This window comes from Cellulosimicrobium cellulans, from assembly GCF_024124905.1.
Lineage (GTDB): Bacteria > Actinomycetota > Actinomycetes > Actinomycetales > Cellulomonadaceae > Cellulosimicrobium > Cellulosimicrobium cellulans_G.
The window spans coordinates 208,988-228,020 of the sequence record NZ_JAMXST010000006.1; the positions used below are offsets into that span (position 1 = coordinate 208,988).

Consider the following 19,033-nt stretch of genomic DNA (forward strand, 5'->3'; position numbering starts at 1 on the left):
TACGGCGCTCCCCACGCCGCCCGCCCACTCCGCCCGTCGGGTGCCCCACGCACCGTCGACCTGGCGGACCGTCCTCCCCCGCACCGACCGAGAGCCCATCGCATGAACGCCTCACACGGCCCCTCGACCGGCCGCCCGAGCACCCGCTCGAGCAGCCCGAGCGGCAGGACCGGCACGCCACCCGCGTCGTCGGCCCTCGCCGGACTGCTCCGACCCCTCGCAGCGCCCCTCGCCCGGGTCGCGGCGCCGATCGGGCGCGCGCTGGCGCCGGTGACGAGGGCGGTCGAGCCGGTGACGTCGGCGGTCAGCCCGTTCGGCTGGGCCGCGCTCGTCGTCACCGTCGGGGCGTGGTGGGCCGGGCTCGCCCTCTCCTGGCTCGAGCTGCTGGTGGTCGCGATCCTGCTCACGGTGGCGCTGCTCGCTGCGGTGGCGTTCGTGCTGGGCCGCTTCCGCTACGCCGTCGTGCTCGACCTCGCGCAGCAGCGCGTCACGGTCGGCGACCGCGCCGTCGGCCGGCTCGACGTGCGCAACGACTCGGGCCGGCCGCTGCTCCCCTCGGTCATGGAGCTGCCGGTGGGGCAGGGCATGGCGACGTTCCCCGTGCCGCGCCTGCGTCCCCAGGCGAGCCACGAGGAGATCTTCACGGTGCCGACGCACCGGCGCTCGGTGATCTCCGTGGGACCCGTGCGCTCGGTGCGGGCGGACCCGCTCGGTCTGCTGCGCCGCGAGGTCGTCTGGACCGAGCCCGAGGAGCTCTTCGTGCACCCGCGCGTGAAGAACCTCTCGGGCTCGTCCACGGGCTTCCTCAAGGACCTCGAGGGCCGCGTCACGACGGACATCTCCAACTCGGACGTCTCGTTCCACGCGCTGCGCGACTACGTCCCGGGCGACGACCGCCGGCACATCCACTGGAAGACGACGGCCCGCACCGGGCAGCTCATGGTCCGCCAGTTCGAGGAGACCCGCCGGTCGCACCTCGCCGTGCTCCTCTCGACGCGTGCCGAGGACTACGCGCACGACGACGAGTTCGAGCTCGCCGTGAGCGCGTGCGGGTCGCTCGGCCTCCAGGCGATCAAGGAGGACCGCGGGGTCACCGTCCTCGTCAACGACGGCAACCTGCGCGGCGACCACCGCACCCGGCTGCTCGACGACCTCGCGCGCGTCGAGACGCGCGCGCAGCGGACGTCCCTCGTGGACGTCGCGCGCGTCGCGGGGCTGACGATCAGCGACGCCTCGGTCGTGGCCTTCGTCGTCGGCAGCAGGGTGACGCCGACCGAGCTGCGGGCGGCGTCCGCCCGGCTTCCCCAGGACGTCCGCGTCATGGCGATCCAGTGCGTCCCCGGGGCCTCGCTCAGCCGGCACGCCATCGCGGAGCTCGTCGTCCTCACCATCGGCGAGCTCGGTGAGCTCCCCCTCGCCCTGCGGAGGCTGAACGACTGATGAGCGCTCCCAGCACCACGACGCGCGGCTCGCGCCGCGCCACCCCGGTCGGCACGCCGCCGCCGTCCTCCGGTACCTCGCAGCGCAACACGACCCGGCTGCGCGGGGCCGACACCCCGCGCGCGCTCACGGCCCTCGGGGCCGTCGACGCGCTCGCGCTCGTCCTCGTCCTCGGCGCGGTCGCCGTCGGGTTCGGGCCCGTGTGGGGGTCCACCGGGTACCTCCTCCCGGCCGCGGGGGGCGCCGTCGTCGGGCTCCTGGTCGCGTGGCTCGGCGCCTGGCGCCGGTGGTCCGCCGCCACGGTCCTCGTGGTCGCGGTCGTCGCGTATCTGCTCCTCGGTGGCGCGCTCGCGCTGCCGGCGGACGCGATCGGCGGCGTGGTCCCGTCGCTGCAGACGATCACCGACCTGCTCCGTGGCGCCGTCACGGGCTGGAAGGAGTTCGTCACCACGGTCCCGCCGCTGCACTCCTTCCCGGAGCTCGCGGTGGTCCCGTACCTCCTCATGCTCGCGACCGCGCTCCTCGCGGGGACGATCGCGTGGCGCGCGCGCCGTGCCGAGTGGGCGCTCGTCCCCGTCGTGGTCGCGTTCGTGGGGGTCATCCTCCTCGGGACCGTCATCGCGGCGTTCCCGGTGGTGCAGGGTCTCGTCGTGGGCGGCGTGGGCCTGCTGTGGGCCGGGTGGCGGGTCACGGCCGCGCGCTTCGGGGCGCACCAGATCACGACCGAGGCGAGCAAGGCCGCGACGCGGCGGCTCTGGTGGCACCGCGTGCGCACCGGCGCGGCGATGCTGGTCGTCGGCGGCGTCGCCGCGGCGTTCGCCGCGCCCGTGCTGCTCCCGGACGCGCCGCGCACCGTGCTGCGCGAGACGGTCGTGCCGCCCCTCGACCTGCACGAGTACGTGAGCCCGCTCACGGCGTTCCGCAAGTACGCCAAGGACATGCGCGAGGACGAGCTGTTCACCGTGCAGGGGCTCCCGGCAGGCGCCAAGGTCCGCCTCGCCGGTCTCGACACGTACAACGGCGTCGTCTACGACGTCTCCAGCGGGCTGCCCGGCTCGGGCGTCTACACGCGCGCGGGCGAGGAGATCGCGACCGTCGCGTCCGGGACTCCGACGCGCGTCGAGGTCCAGGTCGGGGACTACACCGGCGTGTGGGTGCCCGACGTCGGCACGCTGGAGGGCATCACCTACGGGGGCGACCGCGCGCGCGAGCTCGGCGAGACCACGTACTACAACTCGACCACGGGGACCGCGCTGACGACCGCCGGGCTGCGACCGGGCGACTCGTACACGCTCGACACGCTCGTCACGGTCGAGCCCACGGAGGACGACCTGCGGGCGGGCGCGATCGACCAGTCGATCGAGGTGCCGAGGCCGCCCAAGGACGCGCTGCCCGCGTCGCTCGCGGGCAAGGCCGCGCAGTTCATGGGGGAGGAGACCGAGCCCGTCGACCAGCTCTTCGCGCTCCGCGACGGCCTCGTGGCCAGCGGCGTCTTCTCCAGCGGGCTCGACACCCAGCCCCCCTCGCGTCCGGGCCACTCGGCGGAGCGCATCGACACGCTCCTCGCGGACGAGGAGATGGTGGGCGACGACGAGCAGTTCGCGGTGGCGCTCGCCCTCATGGCCAACCAGGCCGGCATCCCCGCGCGCGTGGTCATGGGCTTCTACCCCGACATGGAGAAGAACCCGCTCGAGCCGGGCGAGCCCTTCACCGCGACCGGGACCGACGTGCACGCGTGGGCGGAGGTGCCGTTCGTCGGCTACGGGTGGGTGCCGATCACGGCGATCCCCGACGAGGACAACAAGATCCAGCCGGAGCCCAAGAGCCTCCAGGTGCCCAAGCCCCCGATCCTCGAGGACCCGGAACCGCCGGAGGAGCCCGCCGAGGCCGAGGCCGGCAAGGTCGACGACGAGGAGAAGGAGAAGGCCGAGAGCGACGGCTTCGACTGGGGCCAGGCGGCCCTCGTCGCCGTCGCCGTGGTGGTGCCGCTCGCGCTCCTCGCCCTGCCGGTGATCCTGGTGCTCGCCTACAAGGCGCGTCGCCGGGCGCGGCGCCGCGCGGCGGCACGTCCCGTCGACCGGGTGAGCGGAGGCTGGCGCGAGGTCCTGGACACCGCGACGGACCTCGGCACGCCCGTCCCCGCCGGGTCCACGCGGCGCGAGGGCGCCGGCCTCCTCTCCCAGGCGTACGGCGCGACGGCGACGATCCCGCTGGCGCACCGCGCCGACGCGACCGTCTTCGGCCAGGGCGAGCCGACCGAGCAGGAGATCGAGGCCTTCTGGGCGGACGTGGACACCGTCGTCGGGGGGCTACGCTCCTCCGTGAACCGTCGGGCCCGCGTCCGCGCCGCACTCTCGCTGCGGTCGGTCCGCGCGGCCTCCGGTTCGTCGGGTCTGCGCCGGTGGCTGCCCGGCCGCCGCGCCGGCACGAAGGGTGGCGCCGTGCCCCCGGCGGCAGGGTCGTCGTCGGAGCCGACGAGACGACAGGGAGACGAGTCATGAGCGACGTGACGTGCGCCGCGTGCGGGTCCGCGCAGTCCGCGGGGTCCGCGTTCTGCGCCGTGTGCGGGCAGCCCTTCCCCCGGACGGGTCGCCCGGTCGCCGAGCCGGCCGCGGGCCCGGTCGGCAGCGTCCAGGCCGTCGCCGCGCGCGCGGGGGCGGACCTGCCGTACGCGGCCGTCCCGCACTCGGCGCCGGACACCACGACGGAGCCCGAGGTCTACGCGGCGACCCAGAAGGCGTTCGGCCCGGCCGTCGCCGCGCCGTCGGCGTCCTCGCTCGCGACCGCCCCGTTCGCGGGGAGGGGACGGCGGTTCCTCGCCTACGTGGTCGACGTCGCGGTCCCGGGCCTCGTCGCGCTGGTGGTCGTCGTCGCGGGCCTCGCGATGGTCGGGACGCCGCTCGGCAGCGTCCAGGTCGTGACGCAGGACGAGGCCGCCGCGCTCTTCGGCAAGATCCTCGTGGTCTACGTCGTCGCCGGGGTGCTCGCGCTCGCGTGGTGGGTGGGCGTCTGGTTCTGGGAGGGCTCGACGGGCAAGACGCTCGGCAACCTCCTCACCGGCATCCGCACGGTCGACGCCGGGACGCGCGAGCCGGTCGGCTTCGGCCGGGCGGCGCTGCGCTGGATCATCGTCGGCGTCGTGCCCCTGGGCGGGATCCTCGTGGTCCTGCTCAGCCCGGGCTTCGACTCCTCCGGCCGGTCGCAGGGGTGGCACGACAAGGCGGGCCGCTCGCTCGTGCTCGACGTGCGCGGTGTCAGCCCCGCCTCCTCGTCGCCCTCCGGCTACGAGGGCGTGGCCACGCTCATGGCCGGTGCGCCCGCGGGTGCCTCCCACGGCGCCGCCGGGACCTACGCCTCGGCGCCCCAGCCCGGCTACGCCCCCGCACCGGCTCAGCCTGGGTACGCCCCCGCACCGGCTCCGACGGGGTACGCGCCCTACCCGCCCGCCCCGCTGGGCGGCCAGGGTCCTGCGGCCCCGGCGGCTCCAGGAGGCACGGCGTCGTTCGCCCCGTCGGCGCCGACGTCGCCGTCGGGTCCGGCGCCGGCCGCACCCGTCCCGGACCCCTGGGCCTTCCCGTCCTCCGCGGCGCCCGCGGGCGACGGACTGATCACGGGCGTCCCGGGCGTCGGGAGCGGGTCGACCCCGGCCGCGCCGCCGGTCCCCGCCACGCCCGCGCCCGCCGCTCCGCCGGCGGCGACGTCCCCCGCCCCCGTGGTGACGCCCGCGGCCCCCGCACCCGCCGTCGCGCCCACGCCCGAGCCCGCCGAGGCGGAGTGGGACAGCACGCGCATGACGGCGCGGGACGTCCGCGCCATGGACCCCGCACCCGACGTCTCGGTCGTCATCGAGCTCGAGTCCGGAGAGCGTCGTGCCGTCGACCGCCCGACCCTGCTCGGCCGCAACCCGCAGGCGCCCGACGACGGGCCGTGGAACCTCGTCGCGGTCGACGACCCGACGCGGTCCGTCTCCAAGACCCACGCCGAGCTCCGCGTGGACCCGAGCGGCCTGTGGCTCACGGACCGCGGCTCCACCAACGGCACCGTCGTCTCGGTGCCGGGAGCCCCGCCGCGCGTCGCCGAGCCGGGGACCCGGGTGCGCGTCCCCGTCGGTGCGACGATCCACGTCGGGGACCGCCGCATCGTCGTCCACCCCGGTGCCGCATGACGACCGAGCTGCCGGCCGAGGTCCACCTCGCCTGGGGCGCGGCGTCGCACCGGGGCGCGCGCCGGCTCCTCAACGAGGACCGGTTCCTCGTCTCGCGCTCCGTCTTCTTCGTCGCCGACGGCATGGGCGGCCACGAGGCGGGCGAGGTCGCGAGCGCGACGGCCGTCGAGGCCCTCCGACCCCTCGCCGACCTCGACGTCGTCACGCCGGACGAGGTCCGCGAGCGGATCACGGTCGCGCAGGAGAACGTGCAGGCCATCGTCACCGAGCCCGGCCGGGGGGCGGGCACCACCGTGACCGGCGTGGTCGTCTCGGAGCAGGACGGGAACCCGTACTGGCTCGTCGTCAACGTCGGCGACTCGCGCACGTACCACCTCGCCGGCGGTCGTCTCGAGCAGGTGAGCGTCGACCACTCGGAGGTCCAGGAGATGGTCGACGCCGGGCTGCTGACGCCCGCGGAGGCCCTCACGCACCCGCGGCGGCACGTCGTCACCCGCGCGCTCGGCTCGCGCAACGCCCCGCAGGTGGACTTCTGGTACCTGCCGATCGAGCGGCACGACCGCGTCCTGGTCTGCTCGGACGGCCTGACGGGCGAGCTCACGGACGAGCGGATCACGGAGGTCCTGCTCTCCACGCCCGACCCGCAGGCGGCCGCCGAGCGCCTGGTCCACGAGGCCATCGCGGCCGGGGGCCGGGATAACATCACAGTCGTCGTCGTCGACGCGACGGGCGTGTCCGACGACACGAGCGGTGGGAGCACGACGCCGCGCGACCACGCCGCGGCACCGGGTCCGGTCGTCGACGAGGACACGCTGCCCAGGGATGTTCGTCTCCAGATCGGGGGTCTGACGTGACGCTGCGCTACGTCACGGGAACCGCACGCGCCGTCGTGCGAGGCGGCACGGTCGTCGTGCTGCCGGGTCCGGTGGAGGCCTCGCTCGTCGAGCAGGTCTGGGACCAGCTCGGCACTGACGCAGGGGTCGTCGAGGTGCTCCAGGTCCTCACCGGCGCCTTCGGCTCGAGCCTGCGGACCGTGCCGCCGTTCGTGGTGGCGGTGGTCGCGGACCGTCGCGTCCACGTCGCCGCGCGCGGCCGGGTGACCGTGACCCTCGAGCTCGACGGCGGCGAGCGCGTGCGGGTCGAGGGCGAGGGCGTCACGACCTGGTCCGAGCGCGTCCTGGACGACGTCGTCGAGCTGCTCGTGCGCTCCGACACCGGTGTCGTCGGCACCCTCGACGAGGCGCCCGCCGGGGAGCCCCTGCTCGGGGACGCGGCCACGCTGCCGCTCGTCTCCGGCGTGGTCCTCGCGGGCGCCGTCGCGTGGCCGCTCGTCGAACGCCCCGCCCGGTCGGCTGCCGCGGACCTCGTGGACGACGACGCGCCCGCCGCCGAGCCCGCGCCGGCGGACCGGCCCTCCTGGGGCTCGGCCACCGAGCCGACGGCGGTGGAGCCCGAGTCCGTCCCCGTGCCGGCCGCGCCGCCGCTCGGCGCGACGCTCCGCCTCCCCGAGGAGACCATCGCGCCCGAGCCGGAGTCCGACGTCCCGACCCCGCCGGTGCTCGCGGACGAGCCCGCGGCAGCGGTCGAGGCGTCCGAGGCCGCCGCGGCTCCGGAGGAGGACGACGACTACTCGCACCTGTGGGGGTCGACCATCCTGCGGACCGTCGAGGATGCCGCGGTGCGCACCGAGGACGACGAGGAGCACGACGAGCCGGCACCCCCGGACGCCGTGACCCCGCCCGTCCCGCCGGCCCCGGTCGCGGAGGAACCGCCCGTGCCGTCGCCGGTCCCGTCCGGCGACGGGCTCATCGCCGGCGTCCCGCGGGAGTGGACGGGCGCGACGCCGGCCGCGGCGCACCGCGCCGCGACGGTCCTCGACCCCGACGGCGAGCCCGCCGAGGCCGAGGGAGAGCCCGGGCTCGACCACGACGGCCACACCGTGCACTCGTCCGCCATCGCGGACCTGCGCGCGGCCGCGCAGGACGCGGGCGGGGCCGCTCCGGTGCCGCCGCCGCCGTCGTTCAGCGCGCCGCCCGGCCCGGGACAGCAGCAGATCCTCGCGCGGACGTGCGCGCAGGGGCACGCGAACCCGCCGTCGCGGGACGCGTGCGCGCTCTGCGGCGGGCCCCTCGAGGGCGACGCCGCGCTGGCGGTCCGCCCGCCGCTCGGCCGCGTCGTGGTGTCGACCGGGCAGACGGTCGAGCTCGACCGTCCCGTCGTCGTGGGCCGTCGGCCGCGCACGCCCCGGTCGCAGGCGGCGGAGCTGCCCCGCCTGGTGACGGTGCCCAGCCCGCAGCAGGACATCTCGCGCTCGCACCTCGAGATCACGCTCGAGGGGTGGCACGTCCTCGTGAGCGACATGGCCACGACCAACGGGACCACGCTGCTGCGCGCGGGCCAGCCGCCGCGACGCCTGCACCCGTCGGAGCCGGTCCTCGTCATCGACGGCGACGTCGCTGACCTCGGCGACGGCGTGACCCTCGTCTTCGAGGGGATCCGGTGAGCACCAAGCGCGCGCCGTCCCCGCCGCCGGAGATCAAGGGCTTCGAGTACGTCTCGCTGGTCGGCTCGGGCGGGTTCTCCGACGTCTTCCTGTACCAGCAGCAGCGCCCCCGCCGGCGGGTCGCGGTCAAGGTCCTGCTGCACGAGTGGTCCAGCCACTCGCAGCGGGCGGCGTTCGACGCCGAGGCCGACCTCATGGCGACGCTCTCGACCCACCCGTCGATCGTCACGATGTACGAGGCGGACATCGCCGACGACGGGCGCCCGTACCTCGCCATGGAGTACTGCTCGCGCCCCAACCTCGGCGCGCGGTACCGCACCGAGCGGCTCTCGGTGGCCGAGGCGCTGCGCACGGCGGTCCAGATCGCGGGTGCCGTCGAGACGGCGCACCGCGCGGGCATCCTGCACCGCGACATCAAGCCGGCGAACATCCTGGTCACCGAGTACGGCCACCCGGCGCTCACGGACTTCGGCATCTCCTCGACGGTCGACGACGCCGCGCGCGCCGAGGGCATGTCGATCCCGTGGTCCCCGCCCGAGTCGTTCGCCGAGCCGCCCCGCAGCGGGATCGCGACCGACGTCTGGGCGCTCGCGGCGACGACGTACACGCTGCTCGCGGGCCGGACGCCGTTCGAGGTGCCCGGCGGCTCCAACTCGAGCGCCAACCTCATCTCCCGCATCGAGACCTCGCCGCTGCCCCCGACGGGCCGCACGGACGTCCCGGCCTCGCTCGAGCGCGTGCTCGCGACGGCGATGGAGAAGAACCCCGGGTCGCGCTACCCGACGGTCCTCGCGTTCGCGCGCGCCCTCCAGCAGGTGCAGAACGAGCTGTCGTACGCGGTCACCCCGATCGACCTGCTCGACGACTCGGGCCACGTGCAGGAGGAGGAGCCGGACGACGACGCCGGGACCCGCCTGCGGCAGGTCGTGTCGATCGACCCCTCGGGTCCGGGCGGGACGTCGTCGGGGCCCGTCGCCCCGAGCCGGCCGACCCAGCCCACGACGCCGCTGCGGCCGGGTCAGCCGGGCGCGCCGTGGCCCGGCCAGACCGTCGCGCCCGGACCGGCCGCCCCGCAGCAGCAGCCGGGACCGCGCGCCCCGCAGCAGCCCTACGCGCCCGCGGCCTGGAACCAGGGCGCGCCCGCGCACACCGCGGGCACCGCACCGACCTCCGTCGTCGGCGCCGGCGGGCACGCGCCCGTCGCCGAGCTCACGGACCCGTCCCGAATGTACCCCGGCGCCCGGCGCCCGGGGGCCTGGGGCCAGCCGCCCGTCGAGGACACCGTCCACCGGCCCACCGGGCCGGAGGACGGCGGACCGGCCGCCGCGCCCGCGGAGGAGCGGTCGGTCCGCGGCGCGCTGTGGGCGACGCTCGCCGGCGTCGTCGGGGTCGCGGTCGCGGTCGGCGGGTTCTTCCTGCTGCGGCCGGACGCCCCCGTGGACGACACGGACACCGGCGGGGGCGGCGAGGAGACGGCCGCCACGGACGACGACTTCCTGCCGTCGGACAACCTCGGCGACCTCGTCCCGCCCGTGAACGATCTCGTGGGCACCTACGACCCGGCGCGCGAGGTCGCCACGTTCACGTGGCGGTACGACTCGGACAAGGCGCAGGACGGCGACTCGTTCGCCTGGAAGAAGCTGGACCCCATCGAGGAGACCCCCTACAAGGAGATCTTCGACGAGACGACCGTCGAGCTCCGGGCGAAGCCGGGCGAGAAGGTCTGCATCGAGGTCGTCGTGCTCCGGGACGGTCGGCCGTCCGCGGCGCCCGGGAAGGTGTGCGTGACGGCGGAGGGAGCGGCGTGAGCGAGCTCGCGGTCGAGTTCTGCGGGGAGTGGTTCCGCCCGTCCGTGGACGGCGACCCGTTCGACATCGGGCGGGACGGCGACCTCGCGATCGAGGACAACCCGTACCTGCACCGCCGCTTCCTGCGCATCTCGCACGAGGGCGGCATCTGGTGGCTCGCCAACGTCGGGACGCTCATCTCCGCGACGGTGTGCGACTCGGGTGGCGGGGTGCAGTCCTGGCTCTCGCCGGGCAACCGCCTTCCGATCGTCTTCCCCACGACGTCGATCGTGTTCACGGCCGGGCCGACCACGTACGAGCTCACCGCGCAGCTGCACGGGGCGCCGTACCAGGAGATCCGCTCCGAGGACACGGAGTCGGGCGGCGCGACGACCATCGGCATGATCACCTTCACGACGAGCCAGAAGCAGCTCATCGTGGCGCTGGCCGAGCCGATGCTGCGACGCGACGGCACCGGCCTGTCGGAGATCCCGTCGTCGGCCGCGGCCGCTGCCCGCCTGGGCTGGGCGACGACGCGCTTCAACCGCAAGCTCGACAACGTGTGCGACAAGCTCGACCGGATCGGGGTCAAGGGCCTGCGCGGCGGGCCCGGAGCGCTGGCGACGAACCGCCGTGCGCGCCTCGTTGAGTACGCGGTGGCGTCGCGCCTCGTGACCTCGGCCGACCTGCCCCTGCTCGACCTCACCGACGACGGCTGACCCCGCGGGTCCCGGCGGGCGCGCCCGACGCGCGCCCCGCCCGGTCGCGCCCTCCCCGGCGCCGCCGACCGTCGTGGCATCCCACCTGCCCGTCCCTCTCCCCGGACCTGAACAGGAAACTCCGTGCGAATCAAGCTCACGCTGCACCGCCCTGACGCCAGCACGACCAACGTCGCCGTCACGGCGGACGCGACGGCCACGGTGCGCGACGTCGCCGAGGCGCTGTTCGCGGGCGACCCCACCCGGTCGGGCACCGCCGTCCCGGACCGGCTCACGCTCCAGGTCGGCACCGCGCCGTCGGGGTCCGGGCAGGGGCGCGTGCTGTCCCCGACGAGCGACCTCACCGAGGCGGGGCTGCGGTCCGGGTCGACGGTGTCGATCGTGCGCGTCTCCGAGCAGTTCGACGCGCCTGGGCAGGACCGCGGAGCGGCCGTCGCCGTCCTGCGCGTGCTCGAGGGGCCGGACGCGGGGCGCGAGTTCCCGCTGCCCGTGGGGACGAGCTACCTCGGCCGCGACCGCAACATGGACATCCGGCTGAGCGACCCGCAGATCTCCAAGCGGCACGCCCGCCTCACGGTCGGCGAGACGATCGAGATCACGGACACCAACTCGGCCAACGGGCTCGTCATGGGCGGCCAGCGCATGACGCGCTCGACGCTCACGTCGTCGGACACGGTGACGATCGGCAGCACGGTCGTGTCCGTCGTCGCGCTGCACCGCACGACGAGCCTCGCGCCGACGAGCCCGGTCGTCGAGTTCAACCGGTCCCCGCGCGTCGTCGCGCGCTTCCCCGAGCGCAAGCTCAAGGCGCCCAAGCCGCCGCAGCCGCCGGAGCCGCAGCGCTTCCCCTACCTGGCCATGGTCGCGCCGCTCCTCATGGGCGCGATCCTCTACTCCGTCACGCGCAACGTCCTGTCGATCGTCTTCGTCGGCCTGAGCCCGATCCTCATGCTCGGTAACTACCTCGACCAGAAGGTGCAGGCGAGGCGCAAGCTCAAGGCGCAGCGCGAGCAGTTCGAGGCGGGGGTCGTCGCGATGCGCGAGACGATCGACCGCACGCACGCCGTCGAGCGCGCCGTGCGCCTCTCGGAGGCGCCGTCGGTGGGCGACACGGTCGACGCGGTCCGGCGCCTCGGCGGGCTGATGTGGACGCACCGCCCGGAGCACGACGCGTTCCTGACGGTCCGCATCGGGCTCGGCGCCGCGCCGTCGCGCACCCAGCTCGAGCAGCCGGGCGAGAACAACACGCTGCCGGAGTACTGGAACGAGCTGGAGAAGCTGCACGCCCAGTGCGCGACGATCTCGGGCGTCCCGGTCGTCGCGCGCCTGCGCACGGACGGCGCGCTCGGCGTCGCCGGTGCGGGGTCCGCGGTCGACGCCGTCGCGCGCGGGATCCTCGTCCAGCTCGCGGGCCTGCACTCGCCGTCGGAGCTCGTGCTCGCGGCCATGACGTCGCAGCGCTCGCGCGCCGACTGGGAGTGGCTCGAGTGGCTGCCGCACACCGGGTCGCCGCACAGCCCGCTGGGTGGCGACCACCTGGCCGACAACCCGGGCGCCGCGCAGGCGCTGCTGTCGCAGCTCGAGGACCTGGTCGAGGCGCGCGGGGCAGACCTCGACACGCACGCCGAGCTGCGCGGGCCGATCGACCCCGAGGAGGGCGAGGACACGCCCAAGCCGGTGCTGCCGACCGTCGTCGTGCTCGTCGAGGACGACGCCCCGGTGGACCGCTCGCGCCTCACGCGCCTCGTGGAGCGCGGCGCGGACGCGGGCGTGCACGTCGTCTGGGTCGCCCCCTCGGTAGAGCAGCTCCCGGCCGCGTGCCGCACGTTCGTCCTCGTGGACACCGTCGACGCCGCGGCCGCGCCGGGTGCCACCGCGGGCGCCACGAGCGGCGAGGTCCGGGTCGGCCGCCTGTCGTTCCCCGTGGCGTGCGAGACGGTGGACCTCGCGACGGCCCACGAGGTGGCGCGCATCCTGGCCCCGGTGGTCGACGTCGGCGCGCCCGTCGACGACGACTCCGACCTCCCGCGCTCGGTCTCGTACCTCACGCTCGCGGGTACCGCGCTGGCCGAGGACCCGGGCCGCCTCATCGACGCGTGGCGCGAGAACGGCTCCCTGACGCCGCGCGACGGCTCGCCGCCCGTGCGGCGCAAGGCGCCGACGAACCTGCGCGGCCTCGTCGGGCACTCGGGGACGGAGCCCCTCTACCTCGACCTGCGCACGCAGGGCCCGCACGCGCTCGTGGGCGGTACGACCGGTGCGGGCAAGTCGGAGTTCCTCCAGTCCTGGGTGCTCGGCATGGCCGCCGCCCACAGCCCGGACCGCGTGACGTTCCTCTTCGTCGACTACAAGGGCGGCGCCGCGTTCGCGGACTGCGTGCACCTCCCGCACACCGTCGGCCTCGTCACCGACCTGTCGCCGCACCTGGTGCGCCGCGCCCTCACGTCGCTGCGCGCCGAGCTGCGCTACCGCGAGCACCTGCTCAACCGGAAGAAGGCCAAGGACCTCGCCTCGCTGGAGCGGACCGGCGACCCCGACGCGCCGCCGAGCCTGCTCATCGTGGTCGACGAGTTCGCGGCCCTCGTCAACGAGGTCCCGGAGTTCGTCGACGGCGTCGTGGACGTCGCCCAGCGTGGTCGCTCGCTCGGCCTGCACCTCATCCTCGCGACGCAGCGTCCGGCCGGCGTCATCAAGGACAACCTGCGCGCGAACACGAACCTGCGCGTCGCGCTGCGCATGGCCGACGAGGACGACTCGACGGACATCCTCGGCATCCCGATGGCCGCGCACTTCGACCCGTCGATCCCGGGCCGCGGCGCCGTGAAGACCGGCCCCGGGCGTATCACGCCGTTCCAGACCGGCTACGCGGGCGGATGGACGACCTCGCGCCCCGAGCGGCCCCGCATCGACGTCCAGGAGATGGCGTTCGGCTCCGACATCCGCTGGGAGCTGCCCGAGCCCGAGGTCGAGGAGGTCACCGACCCGGGTCCCAACGACATCGCCCGAGTGGTCGCGACGATCTCGCGGGCCGCGACGGAGGCCGCGGTCCCGATGCCGCGCAAGCCCTGGCTGGCCGAGCTCGCCCCGACCTACGACCTCGCGCGGCTGCCCAACCCGCGCACCGACACGATGCTCCTCCTCGGCGTGGAGGACGACCCGACGACCCAGGCGCAGCCCACGGTCTTCTACGAGCCCGACCGCGACGGCAACATGGCGATCTACGGCACGGGCGGCTCGGGCAAGAGCGCGACCCTGCGGACGATCGCCGTCTCCGCGGCGATCACGGCGCGCGGCGGCCCCGTCCAGGTCTACGCGATCGACGCGGGCGCGAGCGGCCTGCGCATGCTCGAGGACCTGCCCCACGTCGGCGCGGTCATCGCGGGCGACGACGAGGAGCGCGTCCAGCGCGTGCTGCGCACGCTGCGCGACCTCGTCGACGAGCGCTCGGCCCGGTACGCCTCGGTCCGTGCGGGCAGCCTCGACGAGTACCGGCGCCTCGCGAACGCCCCCGACGAGCCGCGCATCCTGCTGCTGGTCGACGGGATCGGCGCGTTCCGCGAGTCCTACGAGTTCCGGCCCGCGCACGCGTTCCCCGTGTGGGGCGCGTTCACGGCGATCGCGACCGACGGCCGCCAGGTCGGCGTGCACGTCGTCGTCGCGGGCGACCGCGCGGCGTCGGTCCCGACGTCGCTGGGGTCGACGATCCAGAAGCGGCTCGTGCTGCGCCTGGCGAGCGAGGACGACTACCTGACGCTCGGCGTCCCCAAGGACGTCCTGTCGCTCACGTCCCCGCCCGGCCGCGGTGTGCTCGACGAGAACGAGGTCCAGATCGCGGTCCTGGGCGGCGACCCGAACGTGGCGCTGCAGGCGCGCGAGCTGGGCAAGCTGCGCGACGCGATGACGCGCCTCGGCATCCAGCAGGCGCCGGGCGTCGAGCGGCTGCCCGACAGCTTCGCGCTGGACACGCTGCCCGAGGTCACGGGGGGCCGGCCGACCATCGGTCTCGACGACCTCGACATCGCCCCGGTGGCGCTGCCCGCCCGGGGGACGTTCATGCTCTCGGGTCCGCCCGGGGGCGGTCGCACGACGGCGCTCGTCACCATCGCCCAGGCGGTGCGCCGGGCGCGCGCGGGCCGGGTCGTGTACCTCTCGCCGCGCCGCACGAGCATCTCGGCGCTCGACGCGTGGGACACGGCGGCGACGTCGCCCGAGGAGGTCGTGACGCTCCTCGAGTCGCTCACGCAGGCGCTCGACGGCGGGTCGCTGCGGCCCGGTGCGCTCACCGTGCTCGTCGAGTCGGTGACGGAGTTCACGGGGACGCCGGCGGAGCAGCCGCTCGTCGCGTTCGTGCGGGCCGCCACGCGTGCCGAGCAGCTCGTCGTGGGCGAGGCCGAGTCGTCGACCTGGGGGCAGGCGTGGGCCATCGCGCAGCCGTTCAAGGCGGGTCGCAGCGGTCTGCTCCTCACGCCGGGCGACCTCGACGGCGACACGTTGCTCGGGACCGGTCTCGGCCGGATCCGGCGCGCGGACTTCCCGCCGGGACGAGGCTTCCTCGTCGTCTCCGGGAGGGCGCGCAAGCTGCACGTCGCGCTCCCGCGGTAGCGACGTGACGCCCGTGGGGACCTCATGGGGACACCTCCCCATCGACGGGGCTCGCGGGCCGATGGTTGAGTAGGGCCATCGACAACGGGACGACGTCCACGCAGGGTGGGGGTCGAGACACAGAAGGAGAACACCATGGCTGGTGGCATGTGGGGCGCGAACGTCGAGGAGCTGCGTGGGCTCGGTCAGACGCTGCAGCAGAAGGCGGACGAGATCCGCACGACCATGCAGAACCTGAACTCGCAGATCCAGAGCGTGCCGTGGGAGGGCCCCGACGCCCAGCAGTTCAAGGGCAGCGACTGGCCGGCCGCGCAGACGCAGCTCAACAACGTCGCGCAGACGCTGACGGACGCGGGCCAGAAGGCCACGCAGAACGCGCAGCAGCAGGAGCAGGCTTCGAACAGCTGATCCGCTGAGCTCCACGCAGGGCGCGGGACCCGGGACGGGTCCCGCGCCCTCCGTGTGCCCGGGGTCGGACGTGGCGCGCTGACGGGCGGCCGGGCGGTCGGTGGTCCGACGGTCTGCGAGACTGCTGGCGCGCCCCGCGCCGCCGGCGCGCGACGAGAGCGACCGAGAGGACCTGACGCATGGCCGAGCTGCGCTACCCGAGCGACGACTTCCCCGCGCCCGTGGGGGTGCGGCTCGACGCGCCCGACCGCTGGGTCCCGCTGCCCCACGTCGCCCTGCCGCTCGCGCTCGGGCGCGAGGTCGAGGAGGGGGAGTTCAACCCGAACGTCATCGTCGTGGTCTCGCGCATCCGGGCCGAGCAGACGCTCGACGACGCGCACGCCGAGGTGCTGCGCAAGCTCAAGCCGCTGCCGCGGCTGCGTCAGCTCGACGGCGGCGACGTGGACGTGGACGGCCTGCCGGGGCGGTGGGTCGAGGCGTCCTTCAAGGGCGGCGGGGGAGCGGTGCTGGTGCAGTCGGTGCGGACGGTCGTCGTCCCGCGCGGGCCGGTGGCCGACCTCGTCCAGACGACGGGGACGTGCACGCTCCTCCAGCACCCGTGGGCCGCGGCGGAGATCCGCGCGATCCAGGAGAGCCTGTGCGTCGACCGCTGACCCGGCGTTACATTCGCCCGGATCACAAGACGAGGTATCCACCAGGCGAGACCGGTGAGACCCTGGTCATGGAGGAGAGGGCCCGAGTGAGGCGACCCTCACCCCAGTCGTACAATCGAGAGGTCTCCTGCGGCCGGTACCCACTCCGGTCGACGCGGAACGGCCCGTCGGCCGCGCGGGAGAGACCCCCGTCCTCGACCGGAAGGCGCACCGTCCTGTGAGCAGCATCCGTCCACTGCGCGTCGCGATCGTCGGCGCTGGTCCCGCCGGGATCTACGCCGCGGACATCCTGTCCAAGACCGACCTCGACGTGAGCATCGACCTGTTCGAGCGTCTGCCTGCGCCGTTCGGCCTCGTGCGCTACGGCGTCGCGCCGGACCACCCGCGCATCAAGCAGATCATCGTGGCGCTCCACAAGGTGCTGAGCCGCGGCGACATCCGCCTGCTCGCGAACGTGGACTACGGCGTCGACCTCAAGCTGGACGACCTGCGCCAGTACTACGACGCGGTGATCTTCTCCACGGGATCGATCCGCGACGCGGCCCTGCCGATCGAGGGCATCGACCTGCCGGGCTCGTACGGCGCGGCCGACTTCGTGTCCTGGTACGACGGCCACCCCGACGTCCCGCGCACGTGGCCGCTCGAGGCGCAGCAGGTCGCGGTCGTCGGGGCCGGCAACGTGGCGCTCGACGTCGCGCGCGTGCTCGCCAAGCACGCGGACGACCTGCTGCCGACCGAGGTCCCGCAGAACGTCTACGAGATCCTCAAGGCCTCGCCGGTCACGGACGTGCACGTCTTCGCCCGCCGAGGGCCGGCGCAGGCCAAGTTCTCGCCGCTCGAGCTGCGGGAGCTGGGCCACGTCCCCGACGTCGACGTCATCGTGTACCCGGAGGACTTCGAGTTCGACGAGGGGTCGATGGCGGCCATCAGCTCGTCCAACCAGACCAAGCAGGTCGTCAAGACCCTCACGGACTGGACGCTCAAGGACCCGAGCGAGAACACGGCGTCGCGCCGCCTGCACCTGCACTTCCTCCACGCGCCGGCGGCGGTCCTCGGCGACGGCAAGGTCGAGGCGCTGCGCACCGAGCGCACGCGGCTCAACGGCGACGGCACCGTCTCCGGCACGGGCGAGTTCCACGAGTGGCCCGTGCAGGCCGTGTACCGCGCGGTCGGCTACTTCGGGTCGCCGCTGCCGGAGATCCCGTTCGACGAGCTCAAGGGCGTCATCCCGAACCGCGAGGGCCGGGTCATCGACATCGACGGCGAGCACATCCCCGGCGTGTACGCGACGGGCTGGATCAAGCGCGGCCCCGTCGGCCTCATCGGCCACACCAAGTCGGACGCCTCCGAGACGATCCGCCACCTCGTCGAGGACGTCACCGGTGCGGGCGACGGCGGCGACGTCGCGGCCGCGGACCTCGCGGCGGGGCGCGTCGCCCCGCTCGGGGACCCCGAGGCCGTCGTGGAGTTCCTCCGCGAGCGCGGCGTCGACCACATCGAGTGGTCCGGCTGGGAGCTGCTCGACGCGTACGAGCGCTCCCTCGGCGAGCCGCACGGGCGCGAGCGCATCAAGGTCGTGCCGCGCGAGGACATGATCCGCGTGGCGCGCGGCGAGACGCAGGTCGGCTGACCCGGCGGTCGCGCCCGAGCACCTGAGCACGACGGCGCCCCACCCGCTCCGGGTGGGGCGCCGTCGTCGTCGTGCCCGGGAACGGGACGGTCGCCTCGGGCGTTCATCAGGTGGGCGTCGACGGGGTCGGCGCCCGTCGGGTGCCCGGCGGACCACGCGGGTGCCCGGGGCGCGGAAGGGAGCACAGCGTGGGGCGTCAGCACTTCAACGGTCTCAAGACGGCCGGCCTGTTCGGCGTCATGTGGGCCATCGTCCTCGGCCTCTGGGCGCTGTTCGGCGCCAGGGCGAACCTGCTGTGGCTGTTCGTCGGCATCGGGCTCGTGACGACGTTCTACGGGTACTGGAACTCCGACAAGATCGCGATCCGCGCGATGCACGCGCGCCCCGTGAGCGAGCTCGAGCAGCCCGCGATGTACCGGATCGTGCGCGAGCTCTCGACGGAGGCGCGCCAGCCGATGCCCCGCCTCTACGTCTCGCCGACGCAGGCGCCCAACGCGTTCGCGACGGGCCGCAACCCCAGGAACGCGGCCGTGTGCTGCACGGAGGGCATCCTGCGCCTCCTCGACGAGCGCGAGCTGCGCGGGGTGCTCGGGCACGAGCTCATGCACGTGTACAACCGCGACATCCTCACGTCGTCGGTCGCGGGCGCGCTGGCAGGCGTGATCACGTCGCTCGCGCAGTTCCTGCTGATCTTCGGCGGTGACCGCGACCGCGGCGGCAACCCGCTCGCGGCGATCGCGATGGTCGTCCTCGCGCCCGTCGCGGCGATGCTGATCCAGCTCGCCATCTCGCGCACGCGCGAGTACGACGCCGACGAGGACGGCGCGAAGCTCACGGGCGACCCGCTCGCCCTCGCGTCCGCGCTGCGCAAGCTCGACGCGGGCACGCAGCGGGCCCCGCTCCCGCAGAACCGCGACCTCGTGGACGTCTCGCACCTCATGATCGCGAACCCGTTCCGTGGTGCGGGCGTCGCCAAGATGTTCGCGACCCACCCCCTGATGGCGGAGCGCATCAAGCGGCTCGAGACGATGGCCGGCCACGGCCCGGGCTACGGCGGCATCACCTACCACTGACGGGCGCGGGGCGGCGTGCCGGGCGGGGCCACGGGCGCGGCAGACGCGCAGCG

12 protein-coding genes are annotated in these 19,033 nt (G+C 74.7%); all 12 read left to right on the top strand.

Annotated features, from left to right (window positions below; translation table 11 throughout):
• Positions 1-102 precede the first annotated feature (102 nt).
• The 12 genes from NHH00_RS18915 to htpX all read left to right on the top strand — a co-directional run bounded on the left by NHH00_RS18915 (position 103) and on the right by htpX (position 18,980).
• The gene (locus NHH00_RS18915; RefSeq protein ID WP_253055087.1) at positions 103-1,440 is read left to right on the top strand and encodes a DUF58 domain-containing protein; all 1,338 of its coding nucleotides are present in this window, start codon (positions 103-105) and stop codon (positions 1,438-1,440) included.
• A complete protein-coding gene (locus NHH00_RS18920; protein ID WP_253055088.1) occupies positions 1,440-3,941 on the top strand; it encodes a transglutaminase-like domain-containing protein in 2,502 nt (833 codons plus the stop codon). The genes NHH00_RS18915 and NHH00_RS18920 overlap by 1 nt, the downstream gene beginning before the upstream one ends.
• Entirely contained in the window at positions 3,938-5,605 is a 1,668-nt protein-coding gene (locus NHH00_RS20865; protein ID WP_290445664.1) for an RDD family protein, read from the top strand. The genes NHH00_RS18920 and NHH00_RS20865 overlap by 4 nt, the downstream gene beginning before the upstream one ends.
• Positions 5,602-6,459 (top strand): PP2C family protein-serine/threonine phosphatase, encoded by an 858-nt coding sequence (locus tag NHH00_RS18935; protein ID WP_253055089.1) that lies wholly within the window; start codon positions 5,602-5,604, stop codon positions 6,457-6,459. The genes NHH00_RS20865 and NHH00_RS18935 overlap by 4 nt, the downstream gene beginning before the upstream one ends.
• A complete protein-coding gene (locus NHH00_RS18940) occupies positions 6,456-8,108 on the top strand; it encodes an FHA domain-containing protein (RefSeq protein ID WP_253055090.1) in 1,653 nt (550 codons plus the stop codon). Before NHH00_RS18935 ends, NHH00_RS18940 begins: the two co-directional genes overlap by 4 nt.
• Positions 8,105-9,916, top strand: coding sequence for a serine/threonine-protein kinase (locus NHH00_RS18945; protein ID WP_253055091.1), 1,812 nt, complete (start codon positions 8,105-8,107; stop codon positions 9,914-9,916). The genes NHH00_RS18940 and NHH00_RS18945 overlap by 4 nt, the downstream gene beginning before the upstream one ends.
• Positions 9,913-10,614, top strand: a complete 702-nt coding sequence (locus tag NHH00_RS18950) for a hypothetical protein (protein WP_253055092.1) — start codon at positions 9,913-9,915, stop codon at positions 10,612-10,614. Before NHH00_RS18945 ends, NHH00_RS18950 begins: the two co-directional genes overlap by 4 nt.
• 123 nt (positions 10,615-10,737) lie before the next feature.
• Entirely contained in the window at positions 10,738-15,216 is a 4,479-nt protein-coding gene (locus tag NHH00_RS18955; protein WP_253055093.1) for an FtsK/SpoIIIE domain-containing protein, read from the top strand.
• A 135-nt stretch (positions 15,217-15,351) separates the two neighbouring features.
• The gene (locus NHH00_RS18960) at positions 15,352-15,624 is read left to right on the top strand and encodes a WXG100 family type VII secretion target (protein ID WP_021482523.1); all 273 of its coding nucleotides are present in this window, start codon (positions 15,352-15,354) and stop codon (positions 15,622-15,624) included.
• Between the two features lie 179 nt (positions 15,625-15,803).
• Complete coding sequence (locus NHH00_RS18965) at positions 15,804-16,277, top strand: LpqN/LpqT family lipoprotein (protein WP_253055094.1); 474 nt, start codon at positions 15,804-15,806, stop codon at positions 16,275-16,277.
• Positions 16,278-16,494: 217 nt separating this feature from the next.
• A complete protein-coding gene (locus tag NHH00_RS18970; RefSeq protein WP_253055095.1) occupies positions 16,495-17,907 on the top strand; it encodes an FAD-dependent oxidoreductase in 1,413 nt (470 codons plus the stop codon).
• A 188-nt stretch (positions 17,908-18,095) separates the two neighbouring features.
• On the top strand, positions 18,096-18,980 hold the full coding sequence (htpX, locus tag NHH00_RS18975; RefSeq protein WP_253055096.1) for a zinc metalloprotease HtpX: 885 nt from the start codon (positions 18,096-18,098) through the stop codon (positions 18,978-18,980).
• The last annotated feature ends 53 nt before the right edge of the window (positions 18,981-19,033 follow it).